Below are 23,595 nucleotides of genomic sequence, written 5' to 3' on the forward strand. Positions count from 1 at the left end.
ATTGTGAATACCTATCGTATTGAGTTTTTACCTATCCTAACCCAATGGAGCCCGTGCAAATGGATCACCAAATCGAAGGTTTATTAGAGCATTGGTTACCGCTTGCAGATGATGCTTGGGTACTGGCAGTCATCACTCACATTCAAGGCTCTGCCTACCGTAAACCAGGTGCCATGATGTTATTTCATGAATTTGGCCAAGGCGCAGGAATGTTAAGCGGAGGATGTTTAGAGGCTGATTTACGCCGCCATGCGCAAAAAGCCATGCAAACTAAGCAAGTGATGTGCGTGACGTATGATGCTAGCGATGAGTCCGATGCCAGTTACCGTCTTGGTTGTGGCGGTATTGTCGATGTTATGTTGGTGCCATTACTGAAAGAAAATCATGATTTAGGTTTAGTTGAACTGGTAAAGGCATTTCGTCACGGCCAATCGGGCTTTTATCAATTGCCCTTAGTGAGCGCGGGCTTTGATGCTCGGTTGTATCAAGCGGCCTTTTACCCAGCAGAGTTAACGCCTTTTCCTGCCAGTGATTATGTGCGCACGGGTATCTTTAACCAAGAAACGGGTGAGTCGTTAATTATCCCCCTAAGGCCGAGGTTTCATCTTGGGATTATGGGCGGTGGGATTGATGCCAAACCCCTTGCCGCGATAGCGTATTCTTTAGGCTGGCAGGTGACGGTTATTGATAGTCGTACTGCTTATGCTAGAGCGGCAGATTTCCCCCATGCACACATTATCAAACAACCCATTGAAGATATTGCGGCTAGCGTTATCGCATCACTCGATTGCGTTGTAGTGATGAATCACAACCTTGGGTTAGATGCAGCGGTATTAAAGGTCATTCAGCCTTATGCTTTGGCATATATTGGATTGCTTGGGCCAGCCCATAGACGCGATAAAGTGCTGGATATAGCAGGACTTAACACTCAATCTTTTTCGGGAGTGTTTTCAGCGCCTGCGGGACTGGCCCTTGGCGGCGAATTACCCAGTAGTATTGCGTTAAGTATTTTGGCTCAATGTCATGGTGTGCTTCACGGCGCAACGTTAAAGCAATTAGTTGAGGTTATGCGTTGATAACACCCACAATACCTCTGGAATCTTCGCCTAAGCGATTACTTATCGTGGTACTTGCTGCGGGCCAGAGCCAGCGTTTTGAAGGGGTAAAGTTAGCGCAACTTATTCCTTCACATTATGCTTTTAGCACAGAAAAATTGCCTATCATCAACTGCCATATTGCCCGCTTGCAGCAACTCGATGGCCTCACTTTAGATAGGGCGCGCCCAGATGCTCATTCGCCTCAAGTCGCGCCTTTACTCATTATACTTGGCACTCATCATCATATATTACAGCCATTATTAGCTGAGCTTAATTCCCGTCAGCCATTTGATGTAGTGATTAATCAGCAGTCGCATACGGGCTTAGCATCCTCTGTTCGTTTGGCGGCAAGTTACGCGCTGGAACAGGGCTTTGATGGCATGTTGTTAACACTGGCCGACCAAGTTGCGCTGGACGTTGATGATTACCAGCAATTGATTTCGATGTGGCATCAAACAGGTAAAGACGTTGCTGCTTACTATTTAGATGATGTCGGTGTACCTGCTATTTTTAATGCCTCAACATTGCCGTTACTCACACATTTGAGTGGTGATCGCGGGGCAAAACCTATCTTAAAACAACAAGAGAAACTGGGCGCGTTAGTGACAATACCCCTCCCTCGCGCCGCCATTGATATTGATACCCAAGCCGATCTTGCGTCGTGGTTGGCACTTAAGGAGTGAGTTATGGCAGAAGTTTTATCAACCAAAGCAGTCGTCAAGGAAGCGAATACCGCCGCTTCCACCCAGACACTTTCCACCCAGACACTGATCATCAACGGGAAATCATTTACCTTAGATGCCGATCCTAAAATGCCAATCCTTTGGGCGTTACGGGATATTTTAGGGCTCACGGGTACTAAATATGGTTGTGGAGCTGGGCTATGCGGTGCTTGCACTGTGCATTTAGACGGCCAACCCGTACGCGCTTGCTTAACCAGTTTGGGGCAGGCGCAGGGTAAACAACTCACTACCATTGAAGGACTTGATAATCAAAAGCTTAAAGATGCATGGGCTGAGTATAACGTGCCCCAGTGCGGCTATTGTCAGGCAGGGCAATTGATGTCAGCTGCGGCGTTAGTAGCGCAGCATCCGAAACCTTCTGAAGCACAAATCAACTCGGCCATGTCGGGGAATATCTGCCGCTGCGGCACATACCCGCGGATTAAAGCGGCACTGCAAAACTATGCCAAACAGGAGGACTAATATGAGTACTTTTACTGCCGTAGAAAATATCAGCCGCCGCGATGTGTTAAAGCTGTTTGGCGCAGTGGGTGGCGGATTAGCATTAGGGGCGAGTGGACTAACATGGAGCCCCATGGCGCTGGCGCAGGATAAAGAAGCGCGGCTAAATTTATTTATTGCCATTGGTGAGGACGACAAAGTATATCTCACCTGTCATCGCTCAGAAATGGGGCAGGGGATCCGCACTGGTATTTTGCAAGTATTAGCCGAAGAGTTAGAAGCGGATTGGGATAAAATCGTCCCTATTCAAGGCTTAGCCGATAAACGTTATGCCAGCCAAAATACCGACGGTAGCCGCAGTATTCGCGAAAATTACGACCGTATGCGTCAGATGGGGGCGATGGCAAGAGCCATGCTAGAGCAAGCCGCCGCCGCGCGCTGGAAAGTCCCCGTGAGCGAGGTGCATACTGCTCACCATAAAGTGCTGCATGTTAAATCGGGCCGCTCGGCTAAGTTTGGCGAGTTAGCGTTAGCGGCGTCTGAGCAGGTAGTTCCCGCTGTTGAGTCGCTAACCTTTAAAGACGTTAAAGATTTCAAACAGATTGGCGCATCACGCCAAATTGTTGATATGGATGCCATGTTAACTGGGCGCGCAATTTATGGTTACGATATCAAACTCGATGGCATGTTCTACGCTAGCATCATGCGTCCGCCTGTGCTTGGGAGCGATGTGGCAACCTTGGATGATACTGCGGCGCGTAACGTGGCAGGAGTATTGGATGTGTATCGTTTGCCCGCCGCTAAGGGCGCGCCCGCGTTCCAGGCTTTGGGCGGCGTAGCTGTTATCGCTACAAATACTTGGAGCGCCCTTGAGGGCCGCAAAGCATTAAAGGTCACTTGGACTGCGTCCGATAATAGCCAGCATGATTCAAGTCTTTATTTGCAAGAGCTCGTCGAGCGGGTGCAGCAAAGCGGTAACGTTGTGCGTCAATATGGTGATGAGATTAAAAACTGGCCCGAGGCGAATACGCTAAAGGCGGTTTATACCGTGCCTTATTTAATTCATTCCTCCATTGAGCCGCCTGTAGCGACTGCCCATGTCACTGATAAGGGCTGTGAAATATGGGCATCGACCCAAACGCCCCAAAGCACACAGCAAAATGTGGCTGCAGCGTTAGGCATGGAAGAAGAGGCGATTAAAGTAAATGTGACTCTGCTGGGCGGCGGCTTTGGGCGTAAATCTAAACCTGACTTTAGCGTTGAAGCCGCGCTGTTATCGAAGCAATTTAAGCGCCCCGTTAAAGTGAGTTGGAGCCGCGAAGATGAAATCCAAAATGGTTATTACCACGCCATCAGCGCGCAGTCCTATCAAGCGTTGTTCGATGCCAACAATAAACCGAGCGCTCTTTTAGCCCGTACCGGATTCCCGTCCATCAGTTCAACCTTTGCCGAAGGGGTGGAATATCCTTCTGGTGGCGAGCTAGATTTAGGCTTTGTCGATGTACCCTTTGCTTTGCCGAATTTAAGATACGAAGCGGTAAAAGCGCAGGCGCACAGCCGCATAGGTTGGATGCGCTCTGTGTGTAATATTCAACATGGTTTCAGTGTGGGCAGTTTTGTCGATGAAATGGCTCACCGTTCTCAGGTTTCTTGCCCGCAGATGTGGCGTAACCTGTTAGGTGAGGCAAGGCGTGAAACCTTTACCGACCAGCAGTTTAAATACGGCAACTATGGCGAAGAGCTTAATCGTCATCCCGTAGATGTGAGCCGCTATTTAGGGGTAATCGATGCGGTTGAAAAAGCCCAAGCTAAAGCGCCCAAGGCAGGTAAAAATCAGGGCTGGGGTTTTGCCGTACATCGCAGTTTTGTCAGTTATGTTGCTGTGGCTATGCTGGTGGAAGTGAGCGAGGATAAACAGCTTAAAGTGCTGAATGCCATCGCTGCCATCGATGCGGGCACGATAGTTAACCCCGATAGGGTAAAAGCCCAGACTGAAGGCGCGATAGTGTTTGGTCTGAGCTTAGCCTTGATGGGCGAAATCACTTATAAAGAGGGTAAAGTGCAGCAATCGAATTTTCACGATTATCCTTTACTGCGCATGCCTCAAGCACCGGATATCGAGATCATAATTATTGAATCTGATGCGCCGCCAGCAGGTGTGGGTGAGCCAGGTGTGCCGCCCGTTGCCCCGAGCTTAACCAATGCGATTTTTGCTGCCACGGGACAAAGGATCCGCGATCTTCCCGTTAATAAGCTGCTTCGAGTTTAAGTACTGCAAAGCAATATAAGTGAAACAGCCGAACAAAAAAGCGTCTAAAAAGCGCTTTTTTTGTTTTTTTACTACAAAATATTTGCTTGTTAGTTATTTTGCAGGCATTAATGCGGAAAATTTGTAATAGATCAGGTTTTTGTTACCGTAATAGAGGTAATTTAACCAATGTGTTTACCCACGCGAGCTTAAGACATGAGTTTCAGAGCAGCCAAGGGTATGAACTTCCGTGATTGAATAAAAAAGGGGTCATCCATGGAAAATCGTTGGCAAGTCGCTATTTCTGCCGGCCTATTGGCTGCAATTTGGTGTGGCGTCGCAGATGCCTTTCATCTGGTTACTTGGATTGGCTTTTTAGGTTGCAGCACTTTTTTTGCGCAACCTAAAGCGGGCTTTCAGGGCGTGATGATGGCGTGGTGTACCAATCTGTCGGGTGTATTTTGGGCTTGGCTCATTATTGCGGGTAGTAGCTTTTTTATCTCGCCGGTATTTGGCCATATTTTTACAGGCATAGCCACATCGGCTATGTGCTTACAGGCAAGCTATCAAAAGCTTAGTTTTATTCCTGGTGCCTTTATTGGCTGTTGTATTACGTTTGCGATGGCGGGTGATGTCGCTAATATAGTGCCATCGTTAATCATCGGTGGTTTATTAGGGTATAGCATGAGTCTGTTAACGGGTCAGTTAGTTTACTTGACACAAAAATGGTCAGCAGCCAAAGATAATTCCGTGTCGAGTGCGGATTAACATTATCTTTATTCGGAACTCATAACAGGCATTTCTATAGTAGCATTCTGAGTTATAATGCTGATTTAGCGCCAAATAGTATTTTGTCCTTAGGAATTATAACAATGAAACAAATCCAGTTTCGCACCATTGATGCAATATTAATAAAATTCAGTCTCAACGGAAAGTTTTGGGTTGTGTGTTCTATGGTGGCCTTGATCACGGCCAGTGTGGCGCTGGTTAACTATCAACATGCACAACGCAATGTTGAGCAAGCCTCTATTGCCCGAGTTCAAGCGAGTGTTGATGCCTTAGCGCAAGTCGCTTCAATGCAAAAATTAGATGCAGGCGCTTTAACACAATTTGCCAGTCAATACGGCTTAACCGTGACCTCAAGGCAAAGTGAGGCGCAGCGCCAAGGGGATAACGTGACGGCCACTGCCAGCGTGTCAGGCACACAAGCCTTACAACTGACGCAAAATACCCATGAGTGGGAAGCTGATGCGCGTAGCGATGCTAACTTTATGCTTTGGTTGGCTTTATTGGGTTTATTGCCTTTATTCCAACTGAGTTATTGGATCTCCACTTCTTTGGGTGGCGGATTGTGGGACATGTACCTAGCCATCAAACGCTTAGCCGATGGTGACTTGAGCTTTAGATTAAACTTCTTTGGTACAGATGACTTTAGTTTGATTGCCCGTGAAATTGATCGCTGCGCGGATAACATGAGTGAAATGGTATCGGCGATTGGTAAGAATGCTAAGACCTTATCATTAGCGGCGGATGAATTTAATCAACAGGCGGCCACCAGTGAAAAACTGATCAGCAGCCAACATCAATTCCTCGATTCAGTTGCTGTGGCAATGGCACAAATGACGTCGGCCATTGAAGAAGTCTCTATTAATGCCAGTAATACGTCACTGCAAACCAAAGAAAACTCAATGCAAATATCAACCAGTCAAGAGCGTGTTGCCAACACGGTTAACAGCATTGGCTTGCTTTCAACTAAAATTGGCGCGGCATTTTCGTCAGTAGAACAGTTATCGAAAGATGCGGCGAGTATCGATGCGGTTGTGACTACGATTAATAGTATTTCGCAACAAACCAACCTGTTAGCTCTAAATGCGGCGATTGAAGCGGCACGTGCTGGCGAACAAGGGCGTGGTTTTGCGGTTGTCGCCGATGAAGTGCGTACCTTAGCGGGCCGAACTCAGCAAGCGACGGTAGAAATTCAATCGATGATTGAAGGTTTGCAATCCGGCACGACTCGTTTATCGAGTATTACGATGGAAATTGTCGATCAAGCAGACGAAGGCCGCAGCGCGATTATTGAAGTCGGTGACGATGTTCAAGGCATGGCACAATCTATCAATGCCGTATTTGACATGAGTAGCCAAATTGCCGCCTCGGCAGAAGAGCAAAGCATGACTTCTCGCGATATTGCAGGGCAGTTAAATGAAATTCGTCATCAATCGGAAATCATCAAGCAAACTTCTCAGCGTAGTGTCACTTTAGCTAACGATTTACACCATGCATCGGTCGATTTAGAAGGCATTTTGCAGCAGTATCACACGAGCTAATTTTTCACCCTTCAAGGTGGTGAGTCGTCAGCATTGCCAGTTTCCAGCGTTGGTAATAGAGCCATAACGCCCGATACAGAGTCTCATATTAAGCATTAGCGTATCATCTGAAAATGGTGGAAATCTTGGATTTCCGCCATTTCATTCTCGAAATACCTCAAAAGTTAGCTATATATTGCTAGTTGCGCAGTATTCATTGTCATTGTTTCCACTATGACTCGCCATAAACTCGTCCCTGAGGGCTCGACGACGGCATCCATGCCGCCAACGGTCACAGTTGCATCAATGCCAATCCTCACTAACCCTATCGCTGTTCGATTAGCTAAAAAGCTATTGCCTCAATCCGTGTTTCGGCTCGTTAGCTCAATCGAAAATCCCCACTCCTGTTGCCATACAAACTCTTATCTATTTGCCTATGTTTGGCCCTACCATAAATCGACTAATAATGTGTGGGTATACAGTCGTATTTAAATTTAGATAGTTAGGTGGGGATTTGAATGCAGAATCAGTGCGCACTAACTCCATCAGCAGCAAACAAAACTCTATAAAATCAGGTGACTATAATAGCTGACTTTTAGTTAATAGGTTTGGAAAACGTGCATGCGCGTTTTTCCAGATGGTGTATTTGGTAGAAAGCTGATAAGTTCTTTGCATACAGATAGTTAACCGTGCGCGTTTTCACTGATCCAACGAGGTAAAAATGGACGTTCTAGAATCCTTCCATGAAGAAGAATGTCTTGACTTTGAGTTGATGGAAAGGTTCTCAGAGTTGTTGCTGAATAAATTAACTCAATGGGCAAATAATGAGATTTTCCATCCGATTGGTGGGGAATTAACCACAAATACTCCTTTGAAAGACTCTGTTAACGCAGCAGCTATTGTAAATAAGTTATCCCCCAAAAAACCTACAATCATCATTCACTTTGGAATGATTAAAGAAATCTATCGTGATGCCCTAACATTCCCAATTTACTCTGAAAAACTAGCAAGTAATACTCATAATTTTAAAAACAAAAATTGGGATGCTTTTAAAGGAGCCAGATTTAAATTTGAATCTGGTGTACCTGATTTAATGGAATATGAAATTAGTCATATATGCGCATTATTTTCCTCGGTTTGGCTGGAGGTTTTCGAAGAAAAAAGCAGTAAAAACCCATCATTAAAAAATGAAAAACGGTTAAGTTTACTCAGGAGAACAGTACCAGTTAGATTTTTAATGTTTGAGCTTATGTTATCTTGGGTATTTTTCCATGAGCTTTCTCATCTAATTCAATGTCATTACAAGCTTAAAGAAAATACATCTAATAATTTTGAATTTTACGAAATAAATAGCGAACCTTCCGAAATTGATATTGGGGGACAATCAAGAGAAATCCTTGCGGATATTGAAGGGCTAGATCTTACTATACGATATATGGAGAGAGAAGGTTTTTGCGGGCCGAATTCAATGTATTTGTTACTTTGTTCAGTTACTTGCATGTTTAATAGGTTTTGTGAAAAGAGTTATTCTGAGGAGTTTCATGAGGTGAAAGGCGTACATCCTCACCCTGTAATAAGAGATGATTTTATGCATGCTTACTTCTGTGTTTTGCTAGGAAAAACTACGCCACTCGTGTGGAAGTATAGTATTAGAGAATCAATTCTAATGGGATACGCATATCTTACTATACGTTCAGGGATGGCCGCTTGTCTGTTTTGGGCAAATAAATACCAAGAATTTGATGGTCATGATTACCCATCGTATATGACGTTGCAAATGAAAACTAGAACAGATTCGGCTGAAAAGTATAAGTTGCATCTTGGCGGCCTAGCCCATGAACAATTAGAGGCTATTTGTGGCGGACATTTGTACAAAAATACAATTACCGACCAATTATTTGGGGAAGAGTTTTTTAAGCATAAAATAACCTAACAAACACAATCAGAGGAACGGTTTTAAGCTGCTTTCGCTTCGCTACATCAACTTAAGACACGTCTGCTGTTGTGAGCGTTAAATGTACAGAGAGTAATCATGTATACCGGATATTGGATTGACGATAATTACATTTGGGGGCCTGAAGAATCGGGCAAATTCTGGATCGACGATGGTTGGATCTGGGGGCCATACAATTCTGGAAAGTGGTGGATTGAAGACAACTGGATTTGGGGTCCAACTGATGGTGGTAAGTTTTGGATAGACGATGGTTATATTTATGGCCCCTCCAATACACTACCTTGGCTTAAAAAGTAGGAGCTCAAATGACTGAGTGGGTAAATGTTAGGTCTACGGCTATACGCCGTATTGGATATGACTCAGATTCAATGCGCATGTATATCGACTTTGAAGATAGTGACCCTGTCTATACATTTTGCAGAGTTCCTGAGCGTGTATTTAAAGAGTTCGTGAATGCTCGCTCAGTTGGTCAGTATTATCATCAATATATAAAAGATCGCTACGATTGCTAAAAACATTTAACAGGGCCAAGCACATCGTGCAATGCAATAAACGCATTGCACTGGACGGCCTACACTACGTTTCGGCTGCCCGTGTTGGCACCGTTATCTCCAGAGAAATTTTAATCTGAAACTGACGAGTTAGAGCAAAGGAGCTATCACGCTTTTGTCCAGAAGTAAGCTACGTTCAGTATCAAATCTGACTCATTGACTATTCATCGAGCGACAAAGATAAAATATATTTAGCCCATAAAAAAACATCGGCCTAAGCCGATGTTTTATATCTACTAAGATGGTCTAACGTTAGCTGATTAAGCCTCTTTAAACGTACTCCAGATGGGCGCGTGATCTGAGGGTTTTTCTATGCCGCGCAGATCGTAATCGACATCGGATTCAACTAAACGCGCCGCCAGTGCAGGCGTGGCTAAAATCACATCAATACGTAGGCCACGGTTATCATCAAAACCTTTGCTGCGGTAATCAAACCATGAATAACGCTCAGTGCGCTCTGGGTGTAATTGACGGAATGTATCGACTAGTCCCCAGTCCTGCAAGGTTTTCAACCATTCACGTTCTTCTGGTTGGAAGCTACATTTGCCGGTTTTTAACCAACGCTTACGGTTAACTTCGCCAATCCCGATATCTAAATCGGTCGGTGAAATATTGATATCACCAATAATAGCAATGTCTTCATCGTTGCTGTGGTTGGTCTGCAAATATTGCATTAAATCCTGATAAAACTTACGTTTAGCCGGATATTTTGTGGGGTGATCTATGCTTTCGCCTTGGGGGAAATAGCCGTTAAATACCGTCAGCGGGCGGCCATTTTCTTGGGCAAAGGTGCCAATGATCATGCGGCGCTGCGCTTCTTCATCATCGTTTGGAAAGCCTTTTTGGATTTTAATTGGCACAGCCTTCGATAGCATAGCCACGCCATAATGGGCTTTGCCGCCGTGGTAATGCACCTGATATCCCATGGCTTCGACGTCGGCTAATGGAAACGCCTCATCGTGCACTTTGGTTTCTTGCAGGCCGATAATGTCGGGCTGGTGGCTATCAATCAAGGCTTGTAATTGATGCAAACGGGCACGCAGACCATTGATGTTAAAAGACACTATTTTCATTAAGGCAGAACTCGCTTAAAGGGTTTTACTACCACACTTTGGTAAACACCCGCGGCAAAATAAGGGTCAGCATCTGCCCAGAGTTTGGCGCTCTCTAACGAGTCAAAGTCTGCAACGACCAGTGAGCCGCTAAAACCTGCATCACCTGGGTTCTCGCTGTCAATCGCAGGGTGTGGGCCCGCAATCAGTAAACGGCCTTCATCGGCGAGGGCTTGCAGGCGCTCTAAATGAGCGGGACGCGCGGCTAAACGCTTTTCTAAACTGTTATCAACATCCTGAGCTGAAATCATATACCACATTATTTGAGTTCCTTTCTTTGGTCTTCTGGAAGGTGTTTATACAGATAAAATACGGTTAACACAGTATTGGCTAAGGTTAAGGCGGTTAAACCAAACACTTTAAAATTAACCCAAGTTTCTAACGGCAAACTAAAGGCAACATAGATATTGACTAGGCCACAAATTGCAAAAAACACTACCCAATACCAAGTGACGTGGGCCCAAATGTTATCGTCGACTTGCATTTCTTTGCCTAACATCGATTTGAGTATCGATTTATTCAGTAACTGACTGACGCCTAAGGCAATAGCAAACAAGCTATAGATGATGGTGACTTTCCATTTGATAAAGGAATCATCGTGAAATACTAATGTTAGCGTGCCAAACACGGTCACCATGACGAAGGTGATGATGTGCATTTTTTCGAGCTTTTTGTATAGCGCGTAAGTCACGATTAATTGAAGCGCGGTGGCTGCGATTAATGCGCCGCTGGCGATATAAATATCGAAAAATTTATAGACAGCAAAAAAGATGACGAGGGGCAGGAAATCAAGCAGTTGTTTCATAAGTAATCGTGTTAAAGAGACATGGGCTTGAGTGTAGCATGCGCAACATGAGGGAAAAAGCACTCAGGGTCTAGGATTGCGATATTGCCGATTAAACGGGTCTTGTTGCTAGTGTTTTTAATCGCACGTTCGCAAGCACTATCTTGACGAATGATAGCAAAGCGTATTAATAAAGCGCGCTATTTTAAAGAGGATCTTGATTGCTTAAATTTATCGATGCAAAACCATTTACATGATGTCACATCGATGAATTAACCCACCTGAGCTTGGGGTGGTCTCTGTGGTAAAATATTGATTTTATTGCCTTAAATAAAAATAACCGGTAGAGGCGCGGAGCTTATCCTCAACTTCAACTTAAATAGGTTGTTTAGCGTAAATCGACAAACGCGCCCGTCAGTTTACGCACGAAAGGTAGCACTATTAATAAAGTTGGAAAAGCCACTGCCCATGAAATTAACCAAGCACCGAGCCAGAGTTCGGTAAATTGGGACACTGCACCAACGCCATTGAATGTGCTGATCCCTGAAACAATGCAGCTCATAAGAATCGAAAGAAAAAATGGCATTACGATTGTTGCATATTTTGCAGGTAATTTAGGTGTGCCTATAAATGTCCGTGGTGCAACATTAGATAAAGGTTTAGACATGGTGATTAAAGCCTTAATGGGAGATGTATCAAATAAATGAATAATGGTTGGTAGCAGTTGTTAGCGATTCGTTTTGAGCAATAAAGCGTAAAGAATGAGTCTATTAAGGACGGTGTAAAGCTACAATCTGCGCGGGCGTATTTTAGAGAGGTACTATAGAAACAGCAATCAGAAAGGGCAATTTTTAACACCAGTAAGGGCCAAAAGTATTCTTAGCCCTTATAGCAATCACATTTATATCTAATCAGTTCAAGGCCTCACAGGTATTTTAATCCGAGACGCATTGACACAGAAATGGTTATTTCCTTTTAAGTCAATGCAACACGGATGCCTGCCAGGTTCCCAAAGGGCAACTAGGTAGGCTTAGTATAGATAACCATATCGCTAACTTAAGTTGCCGCCTTCATCGCACGGGTAAATGTTGCGAGTGCTGCAAGCAATGTGGCTTCATTGTGTTGGTGAGCCTCAATTATTTTTACTACGGCAGAGCCTGAAATCGCCCCAGCAGCACCAGCTTTGATGGCGTCGCTCACTTGTGCTGGCTCGGCAATACCAAAACCGAGCAGCGGTGGCGGCGCGTTAAAGGCTTTCAATTTAGATAGAATTTCTTCTATTGGAACACCTGCTTTGGTATCTGTGCCTGTCACGCCTGCACGGGATAGCAAGTAAGTGTAACCTTCACCACTGGCGCTGACCTGTTGTAATGTATCGGTATCAGCATTGGGCGGTGCAATAAAAATGGGCGCAATACCATGTGTTTTGGCGGCGTCAATAAAGGGCGCCGATTCTTCCACTGGCACATCGGCAATAAGCACTGAATCCACACCCGCATTTTTCGCTTTGGCATAAAAGCTATTGATGCCGTTGGCAAAGACCAAGTTGGCATAAAGTAGCAAACCTATTGGTAGTTCAGGATATTTAGCCCGAATTTGCGCCAGTAATTCAAAACACGCCGTTGGAGTGGTGCCCGCAGCTAAAGAACGTAGATTGGCGCCTTGGATCACTGGGCCATCGGCCAAAGGGTCTGAAAACGGAAAACCTAGCTCTAAGGCATCAGCGCCATTTTGTACTAAGGTGTCGATGATTTTAAGCGACAGTTCAGGGCTAGGATCGCCAAGGGTGACAAATGGCACAAAAGCACCACGACCTTCGGCTTTGAGTTTGGCAAAGGTGGCTTGATAACGGCCAGTGTTGGTTAATGTATCACTCATGTTCGTTATACCTCTTTACCATTCAAAATATCAGAAACAGTGAAAATATCTTTATCGCCACGGCCAGAAAGGTTAACCACTAAAATGGTTTCTTTAGTGCACTCACGTGCCATTTTCACTGCATAGGCGATAGCGTGCGCTGATTCTAATGCGGGGATAATACCTTCGCAGCGCGCCAAAAGTTGGAAAGCGTCTAAGGCTTCATCATCCGTTGCTGACTCGTATCGGGCGCGGCCAGTCGCATGAAGATGCGCGTGCTGTGGGCCAACTGAGGGGAAGTCTAATCCGGCTGAAATCGAGTAGGATTCTTCAATTTGACCTTCACTATCTTGCATTAAAGGCGCTTTCATACCGAAGAAAATACCAGTTTTACCGTGTTTGAGCGGTGCGCCATGCATTGGTGTGTCAATACCTTTACCTGCGGGTTCAACGCCAATCAGTTCAACACTGGGCTCATCAATAAAATCGGCAAACATACCAATGGCATTAGAGCCGCCGCCGATACAAGCAATAACCGCATCGGGTAAGCGTCCTTCACGTTCAAAGAGCTGTCTTTTGGTTTCTTCGCCAATAATGCGTTGAAATTCACGCACTATGGTTGGGAACGGATGTGGCCCTGCGGCCGTGCCTAATAAATAGTGGGCTTTTTCGTAGCTGCCAGACCAATCGCGCATCGCTTCGTTACAGGCATCTTTTAAAGTGGAAGAACCTGACGTCACTGGGATCACTTCTGCGCCCATTAAACGCATTCTAAAGACGTTAGGTGATTGACGCTCTATATCTTTAGCGCCCATATACACCTTGCATTTAAGGCCCAATAAAGCACAGGCGAGGGCGGTGGCAACGCCGTGTTGTCCGGCGCCCGTTTCAGCAATAATCTCTTTTTTACCCATGCGTTTAGCCAGTAAGGCTTGCGCTAGCACTTGGTTAGTTTTATGGGCGCCGCCGTGGAGTAAATCTTCCCGTTTGAGATAGATTTTAACCAGTGGGTTAGGACTTAAATTACGCGTTAAAGTCAGCGCCGTTGGACGGCCGGCATAGTTTTTGAGTAAATCATGTAATTCGGCTTTAAAGGCTTCATCTTCTTGTGCTTCCACAAAGGCGGTTTCTAATTGCTTAAGGGCTGGCACTAAAATTTGTGGCACATACATGCCGCCGTATTCGCCGAAATAAGGGTTAAGCTTTAACTTTGACATACCTGTTTCCTTATCTTATCAATCTGTTTGCCAGTGGCTTGGATTGAGCTGTTATTTAATTGAACTGTTTTCAATGGGCCATTGGTATTAATAGGGTTATGTTTCTATATCTAGTATTAAAGTCATCCAGGCTTTTTAAAAGCGCTAGGTTAGAGACGTAAATGGGTAAAAGCCGTTTGGATCAGTTGCGCCGATTTAATACCTGCGGTGGTTTCTAGGCCGGAATTAAAATCTAAACCGTAAAACCCTTGCGTATTAGCACTCGTTGCATTGTCGGCATTGAGTCCCCCCGCCAGCATGGCATGGGACTTTTGCGGAATGTTACTTTGCCAGTTAAAGGCTTTGCCAGAGCCACCAAATTGGCTAGCAGTTTTACTATCAAAAAGATAACGCTGCGCGCCCTTAGGCAGTAAACCTATCTCGCCAGTTTTTGCATCAACACTGACCGCTTTCCAAATTTGGGTGGTAAGTCCCGCATGTTGCAAATGTTCGGCGAGCTCGGCTATTTCAAGTTCGGTTTCTGCGCCGTGCAGTTGCACTGCAGATAATTGCAAACGAGTGGCAATATCACAGATGGTGCTGGGCGTAGCATTTACAAACACGCCAACAAATTCAATTGCTGGCGCATCAGATGCGTGGTACTCGCTGAGCAGTTGCTCTGCGTGATTAAGCGTTAATGCGCGCGGCGATTGTTCAGCAAAAATCAGTCCAGCATAAACCGCGCCTGATGTTGCCGCAGCGCGAATATCTTCCACGCGGGTGAGACCGCAGACTTTATTGTGACCGAAGATCAATTTACGGCAGGCTAAGTCGATATCAGCCTCGGCCATAATCGAACTGCCAACCAGAAAACCATCAACCAACGGGCTCAAACGGCGCACTTGCTCATTGTTGTAAATGCCTGATTCGCTGATCACCACGCGGTCGCTGCCAATGTGTGGCGCTAAGGCTTCTGTGGTGGCAAGATCGGTACTCAAATCTCTTAAGTTACGGTTGTTGATGCCAATAATCGGCGCATCTAATACGATAGCGCGCTTAAGTTCTTCTTCGTTACTGACTTCGGTCAGTACATCGAGTTGGTACTTTGCCGCTTCTTTCGCTAGACGTTGATATTGCTCATCATCAAGTACAGACAGCATTAACAAAATAGCATCGGCGCCTTGGTGGGCGGCGAGTTTTATTTGGTATTCATCTATAAAAAAATCTTTACATAGAATGGGTTGGCTTACCCGAGCACGCACTTTCGGGATATAGTCCATATCCCCTTGAAAGAATTGCTCATCGGTTAACACCGAAATACCCGCCGCATATTTGCCGTAAATATCAGCAATAGCTTCAACATCAAACACATCACGGATAAGCCCTTTAGAGGGGCTGGCTTTTTTACATTCTAAAATGTAGCCCGCTTTAGGCGTTTTGAGCGCGTCAAATAGACTGCGATCAGACACCTTAGGTGACAGGCTCGCCTCGGGAAAGCGGAGTTTTAGGGCGGCAATATGGGCCGCTTTGGTATCAACAATACGAGTTAACACGTTGCCTTTTTGCACAGTGTCTAGTGATGACGGCATTCTAACATCTTGAATATCAGCTTTAAATTCTGGATTCATTACTGCGTTTTCCTTTGTTTCACTGCTGACTTTTGCGAGCTGACTTAACAATTCAAAGGCTTTGCCACTTTGGATGGTAGCGAGTGCCAGTAAAGTGCCCGCTTTAACTGAATCGGCAATACCGCATATATATAAAGCACAACCCGCATTGATAGCGACTGCATTGGTATGGGCATCTGTGCCACGGCCTTTTAAGATTGCCTCGGTAATCAAAGCATTTTGCGCAGGCTCGCCACCTTCTAAATCAGTTATGTGTGCTAAAGGCACACCTAAATCGGCTGGTGTGAGTTGATACTCAATAATGTCGCCGTCTTTTAACTCAGCAACTTGGGTGTTGCCGTGCAGCGCAACTTCATCTAAACCGCTGCCGTGCACTACCATAGCGCGTTTTGTGCCAAGCGCCTTTAATACTTTCGCAATCGGTAAAACCAACTCAGGGCTATATACGCCAAGTAACATAAACTCAGGTCGTGCGGGATTAATAAGCGGCCCTAACACGTTGAATAAAGTGCGAGTTTTAAGTGCTTGCCTAACCGGTACTGCATGTTTTACACCGCCATGGTAGTGGGGTGCAAAAAGAAAACACAGATTCAAGGCTTCAAGGCAACGACTGGCGGTATCTGGCGACATGGTTAAGTCAATGCCAAACTGCGCGAGTAAATCTGACGATCCCGATTTACTCGATACACTACGATTACCGTGTTTAGCGACCTTAGCGCCTGCCGCAGCGGCCACAAAGGCGGCGGTGGTGGAAATATTTATGGTATTAAAACCATCGCCACCGGTGCCAACAATATCAATAATGCCGTTATTCAGCGTGCCGTTAGCCTGTGTTTGGTTGTTAGCTTGGGCGGTATTAAACTCAGGGCAAGGGAAATATTTGGCCGCGGCGCGCATGGCATCGGCAGCACCGCTGATTTCATCAATGGTTTCACCGCGCATTTTGAGCGCGACTAACATGCCTGCCATCGCGGTTTCGCTCATTTCGCCACGAATTAACGCGCCAAATAACTCGGCGGTTTGCTCACGACTTAGGCTGTTACCTTGATACAAAATATCAAGCAAAGTTTGAATGTTTTTTGTGCTCATACATTTGCTCCTACGGCGACGTCTTGGGTTAGAAATGCCAAGGTTTGAATGAGCAGTGTGCTACCTAATGTGGTGAGAATCGATTCTGGATGAAACTGAAACCCTACGGCTCTGTGCTCTGAGTGTAAAATAGCCATCGGCATATCTTCTGTAGTTGCTATGACTTGTAAGCAATCGGGCACTTTGGTGGCGACTAAGCTGTGATAGCGGGCAACGGGTAAAGGAGAAGGTAAACCGGCAAATACGCCAGTGCCATTATGGAAGGTAGGGCTTGCTTTGCCGTGCACCACAAAAGGTGCGCGCGCTACAGTACCACCGTAATACTCCACCATGGCTTGATGGCCAAGGCAGATGCCCAACATCGGCACTTTTCCCGCGACTTTGGCAATCAGCGCCATCATAGATCCCGCTTCATGGGGCGCGCCAGGGCCAGGTGATAACACTAAGGCCGCAGGTTTGGGCTCATTAAGCAGTTTTTCGGCAATATAGTCGGCGGCAACATCGTTGCGGTAAATCACCACTTCACAATTTAGGCTGCGGAATTGATCCACTAAGTTGTAGGTGAAGGAGTCAAAGTTATCGAGTAGATAGAGTTTCATGTTCGGCTCCTATTTATATTGCACTGAAGTGGATGGTGTCGACTCATCATTGACTGGCAGTCCCGCGCCCATTTTTATGGCTGAGATTACCGCTTGTGCTTTTTGACGGGTTTCGTCAGCTTCACTTTGGGGATCTGAATCAAACACCACGCCCGCGCCCGCTTGAATAAAAGCAGTGCCGTTTTTAACAAAGGCGGAACGGATCACAATACAGGTGTCCATATCGCCAAGGGCATTAAGGTAACCCACAGCGCCGCCGTAACTTCCGCGACGGGCCTTTTCCGCTTGGCGTACTAGTTGTGAGGCTCGCACTTTTGGCGCGCCGACTAAGGTGCCCATATTCATACAGGCTTGATAAGCATGCAGCGCATCTAAGTCTTGGCGCAGTTGACCTGTCACGCGGCTGACAAGGTGCATCACGTGGGAATAGCGGTCTACTTTCAATAATTCGGCGACTTTACGACTGCCGCTTTGGCTGATACGGGCGATATCGTTACGGGCTAAATCGACCAGCATTAAGTGCTCTGACAGTTCTTTTTTATCTAAACGCAGCTCAAGTTCAATGCGGCTATCTAAGTCGAAATCAATCTCACCTGTGGCGGTTTTACCGCGTTTGCGGGTGCCTGCAATCGGATACACTTCGACCTGATTACTACTGGCATCGTATTTGAGGGCGCTTTCTGGTGAGGCGCCAAAGAGTGTAAAATCTGGGCCTCTAAAATAAAACATGTAAGGGCTTGGGTTTGTCAGGCGCAGGGCGCGGTAAGCCCCTAAGGTATTTGGGCAAGGCAAACTAAAGCTGCGCGATGGCACTACTTGAAAAATATCGCCAGCAATAATGTGCTCTTTTAAATCGACAACTGTTTGCTTAAACACCTCATCGGAGATATTGACTTGCTCAGTTGCGTTGATGGCGACGAGCATTGGCACATCGCTTGGTAAATTAGCCAAGGTTTTACATTGGATACTTAAGCTTTGTACTCGCTCATTTAGTGCGGTGGTGGCAGCAGCATATTGAGCTGAGTCGAGGCTAAAATTATGGGTAATAATATCGGCTTGTTTTAGCTTATGGTCGATAAGAATTAAGGTTTCGGCGAGATAGAATAAATAGTCTGGGCAATCATTATCGCTGTTTGGTACCACTGGCAGTGGTTCAACGGTATCAATTAAGTCATAGGCCAGTACGCCACCTAAAAATAGATCCTCAAAGGCAGGCTTGGTTTGGCTGTCAGTATGGGCGCCACAATCAATCTGCTGGATAAACATCCGCAGACCATCAAGCGGCGAGGTCGATTTTAAGCGCGCATCTTCATCTTGTAGCTGTGTATCTTTTTGCAGCGTTACGATTAAGGCTAAATTATCACGCACCACATGAGCGGTAGTACTGAAAAAAAGCGCGATAGAATCGAGTAAACTTGCGCCGTTATTAGTCAATGCACTAAAGGTCAGCTGATAACCATCGCAGCGGATCATCATGGCTGCATGAGTCATCAACATACTTTTTAAGTGATCTTTACTGTCGATTTCAGCCGACTCCAACAGCATAGTGTGTGATGCATCTTGAGTAATGCGTTGGTATAAACGCAATGGATCGCTGTGATAGGTTAATGGCGCTTTTAGTGTACTTGAGCGTGCGAATGTCTGTTTTTGCATATTCATACTCTAGCTACCTTATAAAATGTCTTAAACGTCATGGCGTTGTCTCTATTGCTAATTTTATTACCCGAGTTTGCCGACATTTTTCGCACCTAACAAAAAAGCCCGCATTTCTGCGGGCTTCTTGTTGGTTCTGTTCACTTTCAAATGAGCACAGAGCTTCACACTACCCGCTAAGTTGGGAAGTGCCACCACCAAATGATGTTTAATGAAGCGTTAATGTGTGTCATTCAAAGGAGTCTCACTAATTCGTAAATTGATGTATAGAAAGCCTTAGCTAGGAGCGAATGTCAATTGAATATTTTTCATTTTCGTAGATTTGTTGACTTTAATGCTGCAAAAAAATTAATCAGCACAACCATAAAATGCGAGATAACAGCGCATTGATTAACAAATTCACGTACAATAGCCCTATGAATACTCAAAGCATATTGGCTGATCTGCACAGCCACACGACCGCATCTGATGGTCTATTAACACCGTCTGAATTGGTGGCGAGAGCCCTTGAAAAGGGCGTGCAGTTGTTTGCTATTACTGATCACGACACGGTCGCAGGTTTACCCGCAGCCCGTGCTTTTAATCAGTTGCAAGCAGAACCCTTAAAGTTGATCTCGGGTGTCGAAATCTCAACTCGCTGGAACAGCTACGATATCCATATTGTGGCGCTTAACTTCGATGCAGAGAACCCTGAGTTATTAGCATTTTTAGAAAACCAGCGCGACTTACGTGAATTACGCGCCCAAGAGATTGGCCACAGATTAGCCAAAGCGGGTATTGAAGGCGCTTACGAAGGCGCTAAAGCTATTGCGGGTGATGCAGCGTTAAGTCGTGGGCATTACGCGCGCTGGATGGCTGAAAATGGTCATGCAGTGGATATGCCCAGCGTGTTTAAACGCTATCTTGCTCGCGGTAAAACCGGTTACGTACCCAATAATTGGGGTGATATGGCGAGCGCCATCGACATTATCCACAACGCAGGTGGATTAGCCGTGTTAGCCCATCCCAGTGGTTATAAGTTATCGGGTAAGTGGCTTAAACGCTTAGTGCGTGAATATAAAGAAGCGGGTGGGGATGCCATGGAAGTGATACTCGGCCAGCAAACATTAGATGACAGGGCTAACCTTGTGGCCCTGAGTATACAAAATCAATTACTTGCATCGATAGGGAGTGATTTTCACTTTCCAAGTAATTGGATTGAATTAGGTAAAAATCTGTATCAGCCCCAAGGTATTGATTGGGTCTGGCAATCGGAATTCTGGGTGGAACGACCATGAGTCAATTTTTTTATGTACATGAAGTAAATCCGCAAACGCGCCTTATCAGTCAAGCCGTTGCCGCTTTAAAAGCAGGCGGTGTGATTGTTTATCCAACCGATTCAGGTTATGCATTAGGCTGCTTGATTGGTGAAAAAGACGCGATGACGCGCATGGCACGAATTCGTCAAATTGAGAACGATCATGACTTCTCTTTGATGTGCCGCGATTTATCTGAATTAGCGACCTACGCCAAAGTGGACAATCAGGCGTATCGCATCCTAAAAAGTTGCACGCCTGGGCCTTATACGTTCATTTTTAAAGCGACTAAAGAAGTGCCACGTCGTCTACAAAATGACAAGAAAAAGACCATAGGTATTCGCGTGCCTGACAATATTATCGCTCTGGCACTGCTTGAAGCCTTAGGCGCACCGCTAATGTCGACCAGTTTAGTGATGCCGAATGCAGAATTTGCCGAGTCTGATCCTGAACAAATTCGCGATTTGCTCGAGCACCAAGTGGATGTGATTATCCACGGCGGCTATTTAGGTGAAAAACCGACGACTGTGATTGATATGTCTGAAGATGGCGCTGAAATTTTGCGTGAAGGCGCGGGAGATATCACGCCTTTTCTCTAAATCTATCGCAATTGATTTATCGCTAATTGGCGTAAGTGAATGATGCGGCGAGTGGTAGTAAATATTTGACAGTTTTATCGCCGCAGGTTTACAGGTATAATCGCGCGTTTGGCGTGAGTCTAGGTTGGATGACGCACTGTTAACGGAGCAAAATAGCGGATGCAGGGCACGCAACAGAGTTTACCCTTAGCCGTTATTCGTGGTCAGGCAATGACCGAAATGCCGCTGGATTTGTTTATTCCACCGGAGGCGTTAGAAGTCTTTCTTGAGTCCTTTGAAGGGCCGTTAGATTTACTTTTGTATTTGATCCGTAAGCAAAAGCTAGATGTTGTCGATTTACCTATTCAGCAGATTACCGCGCAGTATTTAGAATATATTACGCTGTTGACTCAGGCTCGAATTGAACTTGCCGCCGATTATTTAGTAATGGCGGCAACGCTTGCCGAGATTAAATCCCGTTTGCTGCTGCCGCGTATGGTGGCTGAAGATGAGATTGAGGAAGACCCTCGGGCGCAGCTTATTCGGCAGCTTAAAGCCTATGAAGTGATTAAAGAAGCATCGCAAAAAATTGATGACTTACCACGGCTCGAGCGGGATGTGTTTCAAGCTAAAGCGGTGGTAGCAGCTGATATTAAGCCATTAATGATCCCGCCAGAAGTGTCGCTATTTGACATTGCCCGCGCCTTTGCTGACGTACTTAAGCGTATCGATGCCAATGAAGATCATCATGTTAAGCGTGAACAGTTATCGACCCGTGAACGCATGAGCCAGATTTTAGCCATGTTAAATGCTGAAGACTTTACCGCATTTGACCGTTTGTTTACCGTAGCAGAAGGGCGTGCAGGCGTGGTCGTGACCTTCTTAGCGCTAATGGAATTAGTCAAAGAATTATTGGTTGAATTGTACCAAACAGAACCGTTTTCAACTATTTACGTTAAGGCCTATTAATTGATGCAGATAAATCCTATTCAATTAAAACAGCTTATTGAAGCGAGTTTGTTTGTATTGGGGAAACCCTTGTCGGCGAAAATGTTGAAAGACACTGTGTTAGTGGATTTCTCTGTTTCCAGAGACAAAATAAAAGCTGCATTGGATGAGCTGCAACAGGATTATCAAGACCGAGGTGTGCAACTTGTGAAAGTCGCTGGCGGTTATCGCTTCCAGACCTTAGAGGTGTTGAGTCCTTTTTTGCAGCCCCTGTGGCAAGAAAAGGCGCCTAAATATTCGCGTGCGACATTAGAAACCTTGGCGGTGATTGCTTATCGTCAACCTGTGACTCGCGGCGATATTGAACAGGTGCGCGGTGTGGCCATTAGCAGCCATATCATAAAAAGTTTGTCAGATAGACATTGGATTAAAGTAGTTGGGCATAAAGAAGTACCGGGGCGACCCGCGTTATATGCCACTACCTTAGAATTTTTAGCATATTTTGGCTTAGATACCTTAGCGGATTTACCGCCGCTATCGGACACTGAGTCATTGCAGGCGGTTTTTTCAAGCTTGAAATTAGCGCCAGAACAGTCAGAAGAGCAAAATACTAATGAGTGAAAAGTTGCAGAAAGTCTTGGCCCGTGCAGGCCATGGCTCCCGTCGTGAGATGGAGGCATGGATTGCTGCAGGCCGAGTTAGTATTGATGGTGAAATCGCGGGCCTTGGGGATCGTATTGAAGCCGATGCCAAAATACGTATTGATGGCCGCGCGATTTCGTTAAAGTCTGCCGAAGATGTGATTTGTCGTGTATTGGCATATCACAAACCTGAAGGCGAAATTTGTAGTCGTAAAGATCCAGAAGGCCGTCCAACGGTATTCGATCGTTTACCTAAAGTGCGTGATTCACGCTGGGTAGCGGTAGGCCGTTTAGACATCAACACCTCAGGTTTATTGTTGTTTACCTCAGATGGTGAATTAGCTAACCGCTTAATGCATCCATCGAACGAAGTGGATCGCGAATACGCAGTGCGTACCTTTGGTGAAATCCCTGAAGCGACAGTACAACGTTTACGTACTGGCGTGATGTTAGAAGACGGCCCAGCGCAGTTTGATAGCATTAAGCCTGCGGGCGGCGAAGGCATGAACCAATGGTGGCATGTGTGTTTACGCGAAGGTCGTAACCGCGAAGTGCGCCGTTTGTGGGAATCCCAAGAAGTGCAGGTGAGCCGTTTGATCCGTATCCGTTATGGTATGGTCGAATTGCCAAAATCACTGCCACGTGGTGGCTGGGTTGAATTGCCAATGGAGCAAGTAAACTACTTGCGTAAATTGGCAGGTTTAGAGCCAGAAACCCGTACTATGCTTGCCGCTGATAAACACAGTGTGGCCCGTGCACAAGTAAAAAGTGCCAAAATCCGCCGCGCTGTACGTAAGCATAAAGTGACTGGAACAGGACAACCTAAGCCAACGCGTCAGCGCAGCTAAGTGGTTTAACCTAAGCTGTTTTGCTCA

At 45.7% G+C, this 23,595-nt stretch carries 22 protein-coding genes, 1 pseudogene and 1 other annotated feature; of the genes and pseudogenes, 13 read left to right on the plus strand and 10 right to left on the minus strand.

The annotated features are described in order from the left end of the window. Nucleotides 1-59 precede the first annotated feature (59 nt). From L2717_RS12160 to L2717_RS12195, 8 genes are all read left to right on the plus strand, one after another. Nucleotides 60-1,076, plus strand: a complete 1,017-nt coding sequence (locus L2717_RS12160; RefSeq protein WP_220772979.1) for an XdhC family protein — start codon at nt 60-62, stop codon at nt 1,074-1,076. After that, nucleotides 1,073-1,780: a nucleotidyltransferase family protein gene (locus L2717_RS12165; protein WP_220772980.1), complete on the plus strand. Its 708-nt coding sequence runs from the start codon at nt 1,073-1,075 to the stop codon at nt 1,778-1,780. Before L2717_RS12160 ends, L2717_RS12165 begins: the two co-directional genes overlap by 4 nt. Nucleotides 1,781-1,783: 3 nt before the next feature. Further along, nucleotides 1,784-2,302 (plus strand): (2Fe-2S)-binding protein, encoded by a 519-nt coding sequence (locus L2717_RS12170; RefSeq protein ID WP_220772981.1) that lies wholly within the window; start codon nt 1,784-1,786, stop codon nt 2,300-2,302. 1 nt (nt 2,303) lies between these two features. Continuing rightward, nucleotides 2,304-4,550, plus strand: coding sequence for a xanthine dehydrogenase family protein molybdopterin-binding subunit (locus L2717_RS12175; protein ID WP_220772982.1), 2,247 nt, complete (start codon nt 2,304-2,306; stop codon nt 4,548-4,550). Between the two features lie 255 nt (nt 4,551-4,805). Further along, nucleotides 4,806-5,297, plus strand: coding sequence for a DUF1097 domain-containing protein (locus L2717_RS12180; RefSeq protein ID WP_220772983.1), 492 nt, complete (start codon nt 4,806-4,808; stop codon nt 5,295-5,297). A gap of 104 nt (nt 5,298-5,401) precedes the next feature. Then, nucleotides 5,402-6,856: a methyl-accepting chemotaxis protein gene (locus L2717_RS12185; protein ID WP_220772984.1), complete on the plus strand. Its 1,455-nt coding sequence runs from the start codon at nt 5,402-5,404 to the stop codon at nt 6,854-6,856. 700 nt (nt 6,857-7,556) lie between these two features. Further along, the gene (locus L2717_RS12190) at nt 7,557-8,768 is read left to right on the plus strand and encodes a hypothetical protein (protein ID WP_248938061.1); all 1,212 of its coding nucleotides are present in this window, start codon (nt 7,557-7,559) and stop codon (nt 8,766-8,768) included. 326 nt (nt 8,769-9,094) lie between these two features. Continuing rightward, on the plus strand, nt 9,095-9,301 hold the full coding sequence (locus L2717_RS12195; RefSeq protein WP_220773395.1) for a KTSC domain-containing protein: 207 nt from the start codon (nt 9,095-9,097) through the stop codon (nt 9,299-9,301). 299 nt (nt 9,302-9,600) lie between these two features. On the opposite strand, the gene xthA is transcribed toward L2717_RS12195, so the two are convergent. From xthA to L2717_RS12245, 10 genes and pseudogenes are all read right to left on the minus strand, one after another. After that, a complete protein-coding gene (gene xthA / locus L2717_RS12200) occupies nt 9,601-10,413 on the minus strand; it encodes an exodeoxyribonuclease III (protein WP_076499941.1) in 813 nt (270 codons plus the stop codon). Continuing rightward, nucleotides 10,413-10,712 (minus strand): YciI family protein, encoded by a 300-nt coding sequence (locus L2717_RS12205; protein ID WP_220773396.1) that lies wholly within the window; start codon nt 10,710-10,712, stop codon nt 10,413-10,415. The genes xthA and L2717_RS12205 overlap by 1 nt, the downstream gene beginning before the upstream one ends. Next, on the minus strand, nt 10,712-11,257 hold the full coding sequence (locus L2717_RS12210; protein ID WP_220773397.1) for a septation protein A: 546 nt from the start codon (nt 11,255-11,257) through the stop codon (nt 10,712-10,714). The genes L2717_RS12205 and L2717_RS12210 overlap by 1 nt, the downstream gene beginning before the upstream one ends. Nucleotides 11,258-11,624: 367 nt before the next feature. Further along, a complete protein-coding gene (locus L2717_RS12215; protein WP_220773412.1) occupies nt 11,625-11,909 on the minus strand; it encodes a DUF2798 domain-containing protein in 285 nt (94 codons plus the stop codon). A gap of 383 nt (nt 11,910-12,292) precedes the next feature. Then, nucleotides 12,293-13,114 (minus strand): tryptophan synthase subunit alpha, encoded by an 822-nt coding sequence (gene trpA / locus L2717_RS12220; RefSeq protein ID WP_220773398.1) that lies wholly within the window; start codon nt 13,112-13,114, stop codon nt 12,293-12,295. A 5-nt stretch (nt 13,115-13,119) separates the two neighbouring features. Then, on the minus strand, nt 13,120-14,310 hold the full coding sequence (gene trpB, locus L2717_RS12225; RefSeq protein ID WP_076499948.1) for a tryptophan synthase subunit beta: 1,191 nt from the start codon (nt 14,308-14,310) through the stop codon (nt 13,120-13,122). 149 nt (nt 14,311-14,459) lie between these two features. Then, nucleotides 14,460-15,878: a bifunctional indole-3-glycerol-phosphate synthase TrpC/phosphoribosylanthranilate isomerase TrpF gene (gene trpCF / locus L2717_RS12230; RefSeq protein ID WP_246611754.1), complete on the minus strand. Its 1,419-nt coding sequence runs from the start codon at nt 15,876-15,878 to the stop codon at nt 14,460-14,462. Nucleotides 15,879-15,923: 45 nt separating this feature from the next. Then, nucleotides 15,924-17,006: pseudogene (gene trpD, locus L2717_RS12235) on the minus strand (anthranilate phosphoribosyltransferase); the annotation flags it as partial. Beyond that, a complete protein-coding gene (locus L2717_RS12240) occupies nt 17,003-17,605 on the minus strand; it encodes an aminodeoxychorismate/anthranilate synthase component II (protein ID WP_220773399.1) in 603 nt (200 codons plus the stop codon). The pseudogene trpD and the gene L2717_RS12240, both read right to left, overlap by 4 nt. 9 nt (nt 17,606-17,614) lie before the next feature. Then, on the minus strand, nt 17,615-19,258 hold the full coding sequence (locus tag L2717_RS12245; protein WP_220773400.1) for an anthranilate synthase component 1: 1,644 nt from the start codon (nt 19,256-19,258) through the stop codon (nt 17,615-17,617). A gap of 98 nt (nt 19,259-19,356) precedes the next feature. Beyond that, nucleotides 19,357-19,464, minus strand: a sequence feature (Trp leader region). Between the two features lie 210 nt (nt 19,465-19,674). On the opposite strand from L2717_RS12245, the gene rnm reads away from it, so the two are divergent. From rnm to rluB, 5 genes are all read left to right on the plus strand, one after another. Continuing rightward, complete coding sequence (gene rnm / locus L2717_RS12250; RefSeq protein WP_220773401.1) at nt 19,675-20,535, plus strand: RNase RNM; 861 nt, start codon at nt 19,675-19,677, stop codon at nt 20,533-20,535. Continuing rightward, nucleotides 20,532-21,152: an L-threonylcarbamoyladenylate synthase gene (locus tag L2717_RS12255; protein WP_220773402.1), complete on the plus strand. Its 621-nt coding sequence runs from the start codon at nt 20,532-20,534 to the stop codon at nt 21,150-21,152. The genes rnm and L2717_RS12255 overlap by 4 nt, the downstream gene beginning before the upstream one ends. 159 nt (nt 21,153-21,311) lie before the next feature. Then, complete coding sequence (locus tag L2717_RS12260; protein WP_220773403.1) at nt 21,312-22,100, plus strand: segregation and condensation protein A; 789 nt, start codon at nt 21,312-21,314, stop codon at nt 22,098-22,100. 3 nt (nt 22,101-22,103) lie between these two features. Then, nucleotides 22,104-22,700 (plus strand): SMC-Scp complex subunit ScpB, encoded by a 597-nt coding sequence (scpB, locus tag L2717_RS12265; RefSeq protein WP_076499953.1) that lies wholly within the window; start codon nt 22,104-22,106, stop codon nt 22,698-22,700. Next, entirely contained in the window at nt 22,693-23,568 is an 876-nt protein-coding gene (gene rluB / locus L2717_RS12270; protein WP_076499955.1) for a 23S rRNA pseudouridine(2605) synthase RluB, read from the plus strand. Before scpB ends, rluB begins: the two co-directional genes overlap by 8 nt. Nucleotides 23,569-23,595 lie beyond the last annotated feature (27 nt).

The organism is Shewanella glacialipiscicola, from assembly GCF_023283485.1.
Lineage (GTDB): Bacteria > Pseudomonadota > Gammaproteobacteria > Enterobacterales > Shewanellaceae > Shewanella > Shewanella glacialipiscicola.

Coding starts and splice junctions, on each gene's coding strand:
- L2717_RS12160 (WP_220772979.1), top strand. CDS start 60: ATGGATCACCAAATCGAAGGTTTATTAGAGCATTGGTTACCGCTTGCA.
- L2717_RS12170 (WP_220772981.1), top strand. CDS start 1,784: ATGGCAGAAGTTTTATCAACCAAAGCAGTCGTCAAGGAAGCGAATACC.
- L2717_RS12175 (WP_220772982.1), top strand. CDS start 2,304: ATGAGTACTTTTACTGCCGTAGAAAATATCAGCCGCCGCGATGTGTTA.
- L2717_RS12180 (WP_220772983.1), top strand. CDS start 4,806: ATGGAAAATCGTTGGCAAGTCGCTATTTCTGCCGGCCTATTGGCTGCA.
- L2717_RS12185 (WP_220772984.1), top strand. CDS start 5,402: ATGAAACAAATCCAGTTTCGCACCATTGATGCAATATTAATAAAATTC.
- L2717_RS12190 (WP_248938061.1), top strand. CDS start 7,557: ATGGACGTTCTAGAATCCTTCCATGAAGAAGAATGTCTTGACTTTGAG.
- L2717_RS12195 (WP_220773395.1), top strand. CDS start 9,095: ATGACTGAGTGGGTAAATGTTAGGTCTACGGCTATACGCCGTATTGGA.
- xthA (WP_076499941.1), bottom strand. CDS start 10,413: ATGAAAATAGTGTCTTTTAACATCAATGGTCTGCGTGCCCGTTTGCAT.
- L2717_RS12205 (WP_220773396.1), bottom strand. CDS start 10,712: ATGTGGTATATGATTTCAGCTCAGGATGTTGATAACAGTTTAGAAAAG.
- L2717_RS12210 (WP_220773397.1), bottom strand. CDS start 11,257: ATGAAACAACTGCTTGATTTCCTGCCCCTCGTCATCTTTTTTGCTGTC.
- trpA (WP_220773398.1), bottom strand. CDS start 13,114: ATGAGTGATACATTAACCAACACTGGCCGTTATCAAGCCACCTTTGCC.
- trpB (WP_076499948.1), bottom strand. CDS start 14,310: ATGTCAAAGTTAAAGCTTAACCCTTATTTCGGCGAATACGGCGGCATG.
- trpCF (WP_246611754.1), bottom strand. CDS start 15,878: ATGCCGTCATCACTAGACACTGTGCAAAAAGGCAACGTGTTAACTCGT.
- L2717_RS12240 (WP_220773399.1), bottom strand. CDS start 17,605: ATGAAACTCTATCTACTCGATAACTTTGACTCCTTCACCTACAACTTA.
- L2717_RS12245 (WP_220773400.1), bottom strand. CDS start 19,258: ATGCAAAAACAGACATTCGCACGCTCAAGTACACTAAAAGCGCCATTA.
- rnm (WP_220773401.1), top strand. CDS start 19,675: ATGAATACTCAAAGCATATTGGCTGATCTGCACAGCCACACGACCGCA.
- L2717_RS12255 (WP_220773402.1), top strand. CDS start 20,532: ATGAGTCAATTTTTTTATGTACATGAAGTAAATCCGCAAACGCGCCTT.
- L2717_RS12260 (WP_220773403.1), top strand. CDS start 21,312: ATGCAGGGCACGCAACAGAGTTTACCCTTAGCCGTTATTCGTGGTCAG.
- scpB (WP_076499953.1), top strand. CDS start 22,104: ATGCAGATAAATCCTATTCAATTAAAACAGCTTATTGAAGCGAGTTTG.
- rluB (WP_076499955.1), top strand. CDS start 22,693: ATGAGTGAAAAGTTGCAGAAAGTCTTGGCCCGTGCAGGCCATGGCTCC.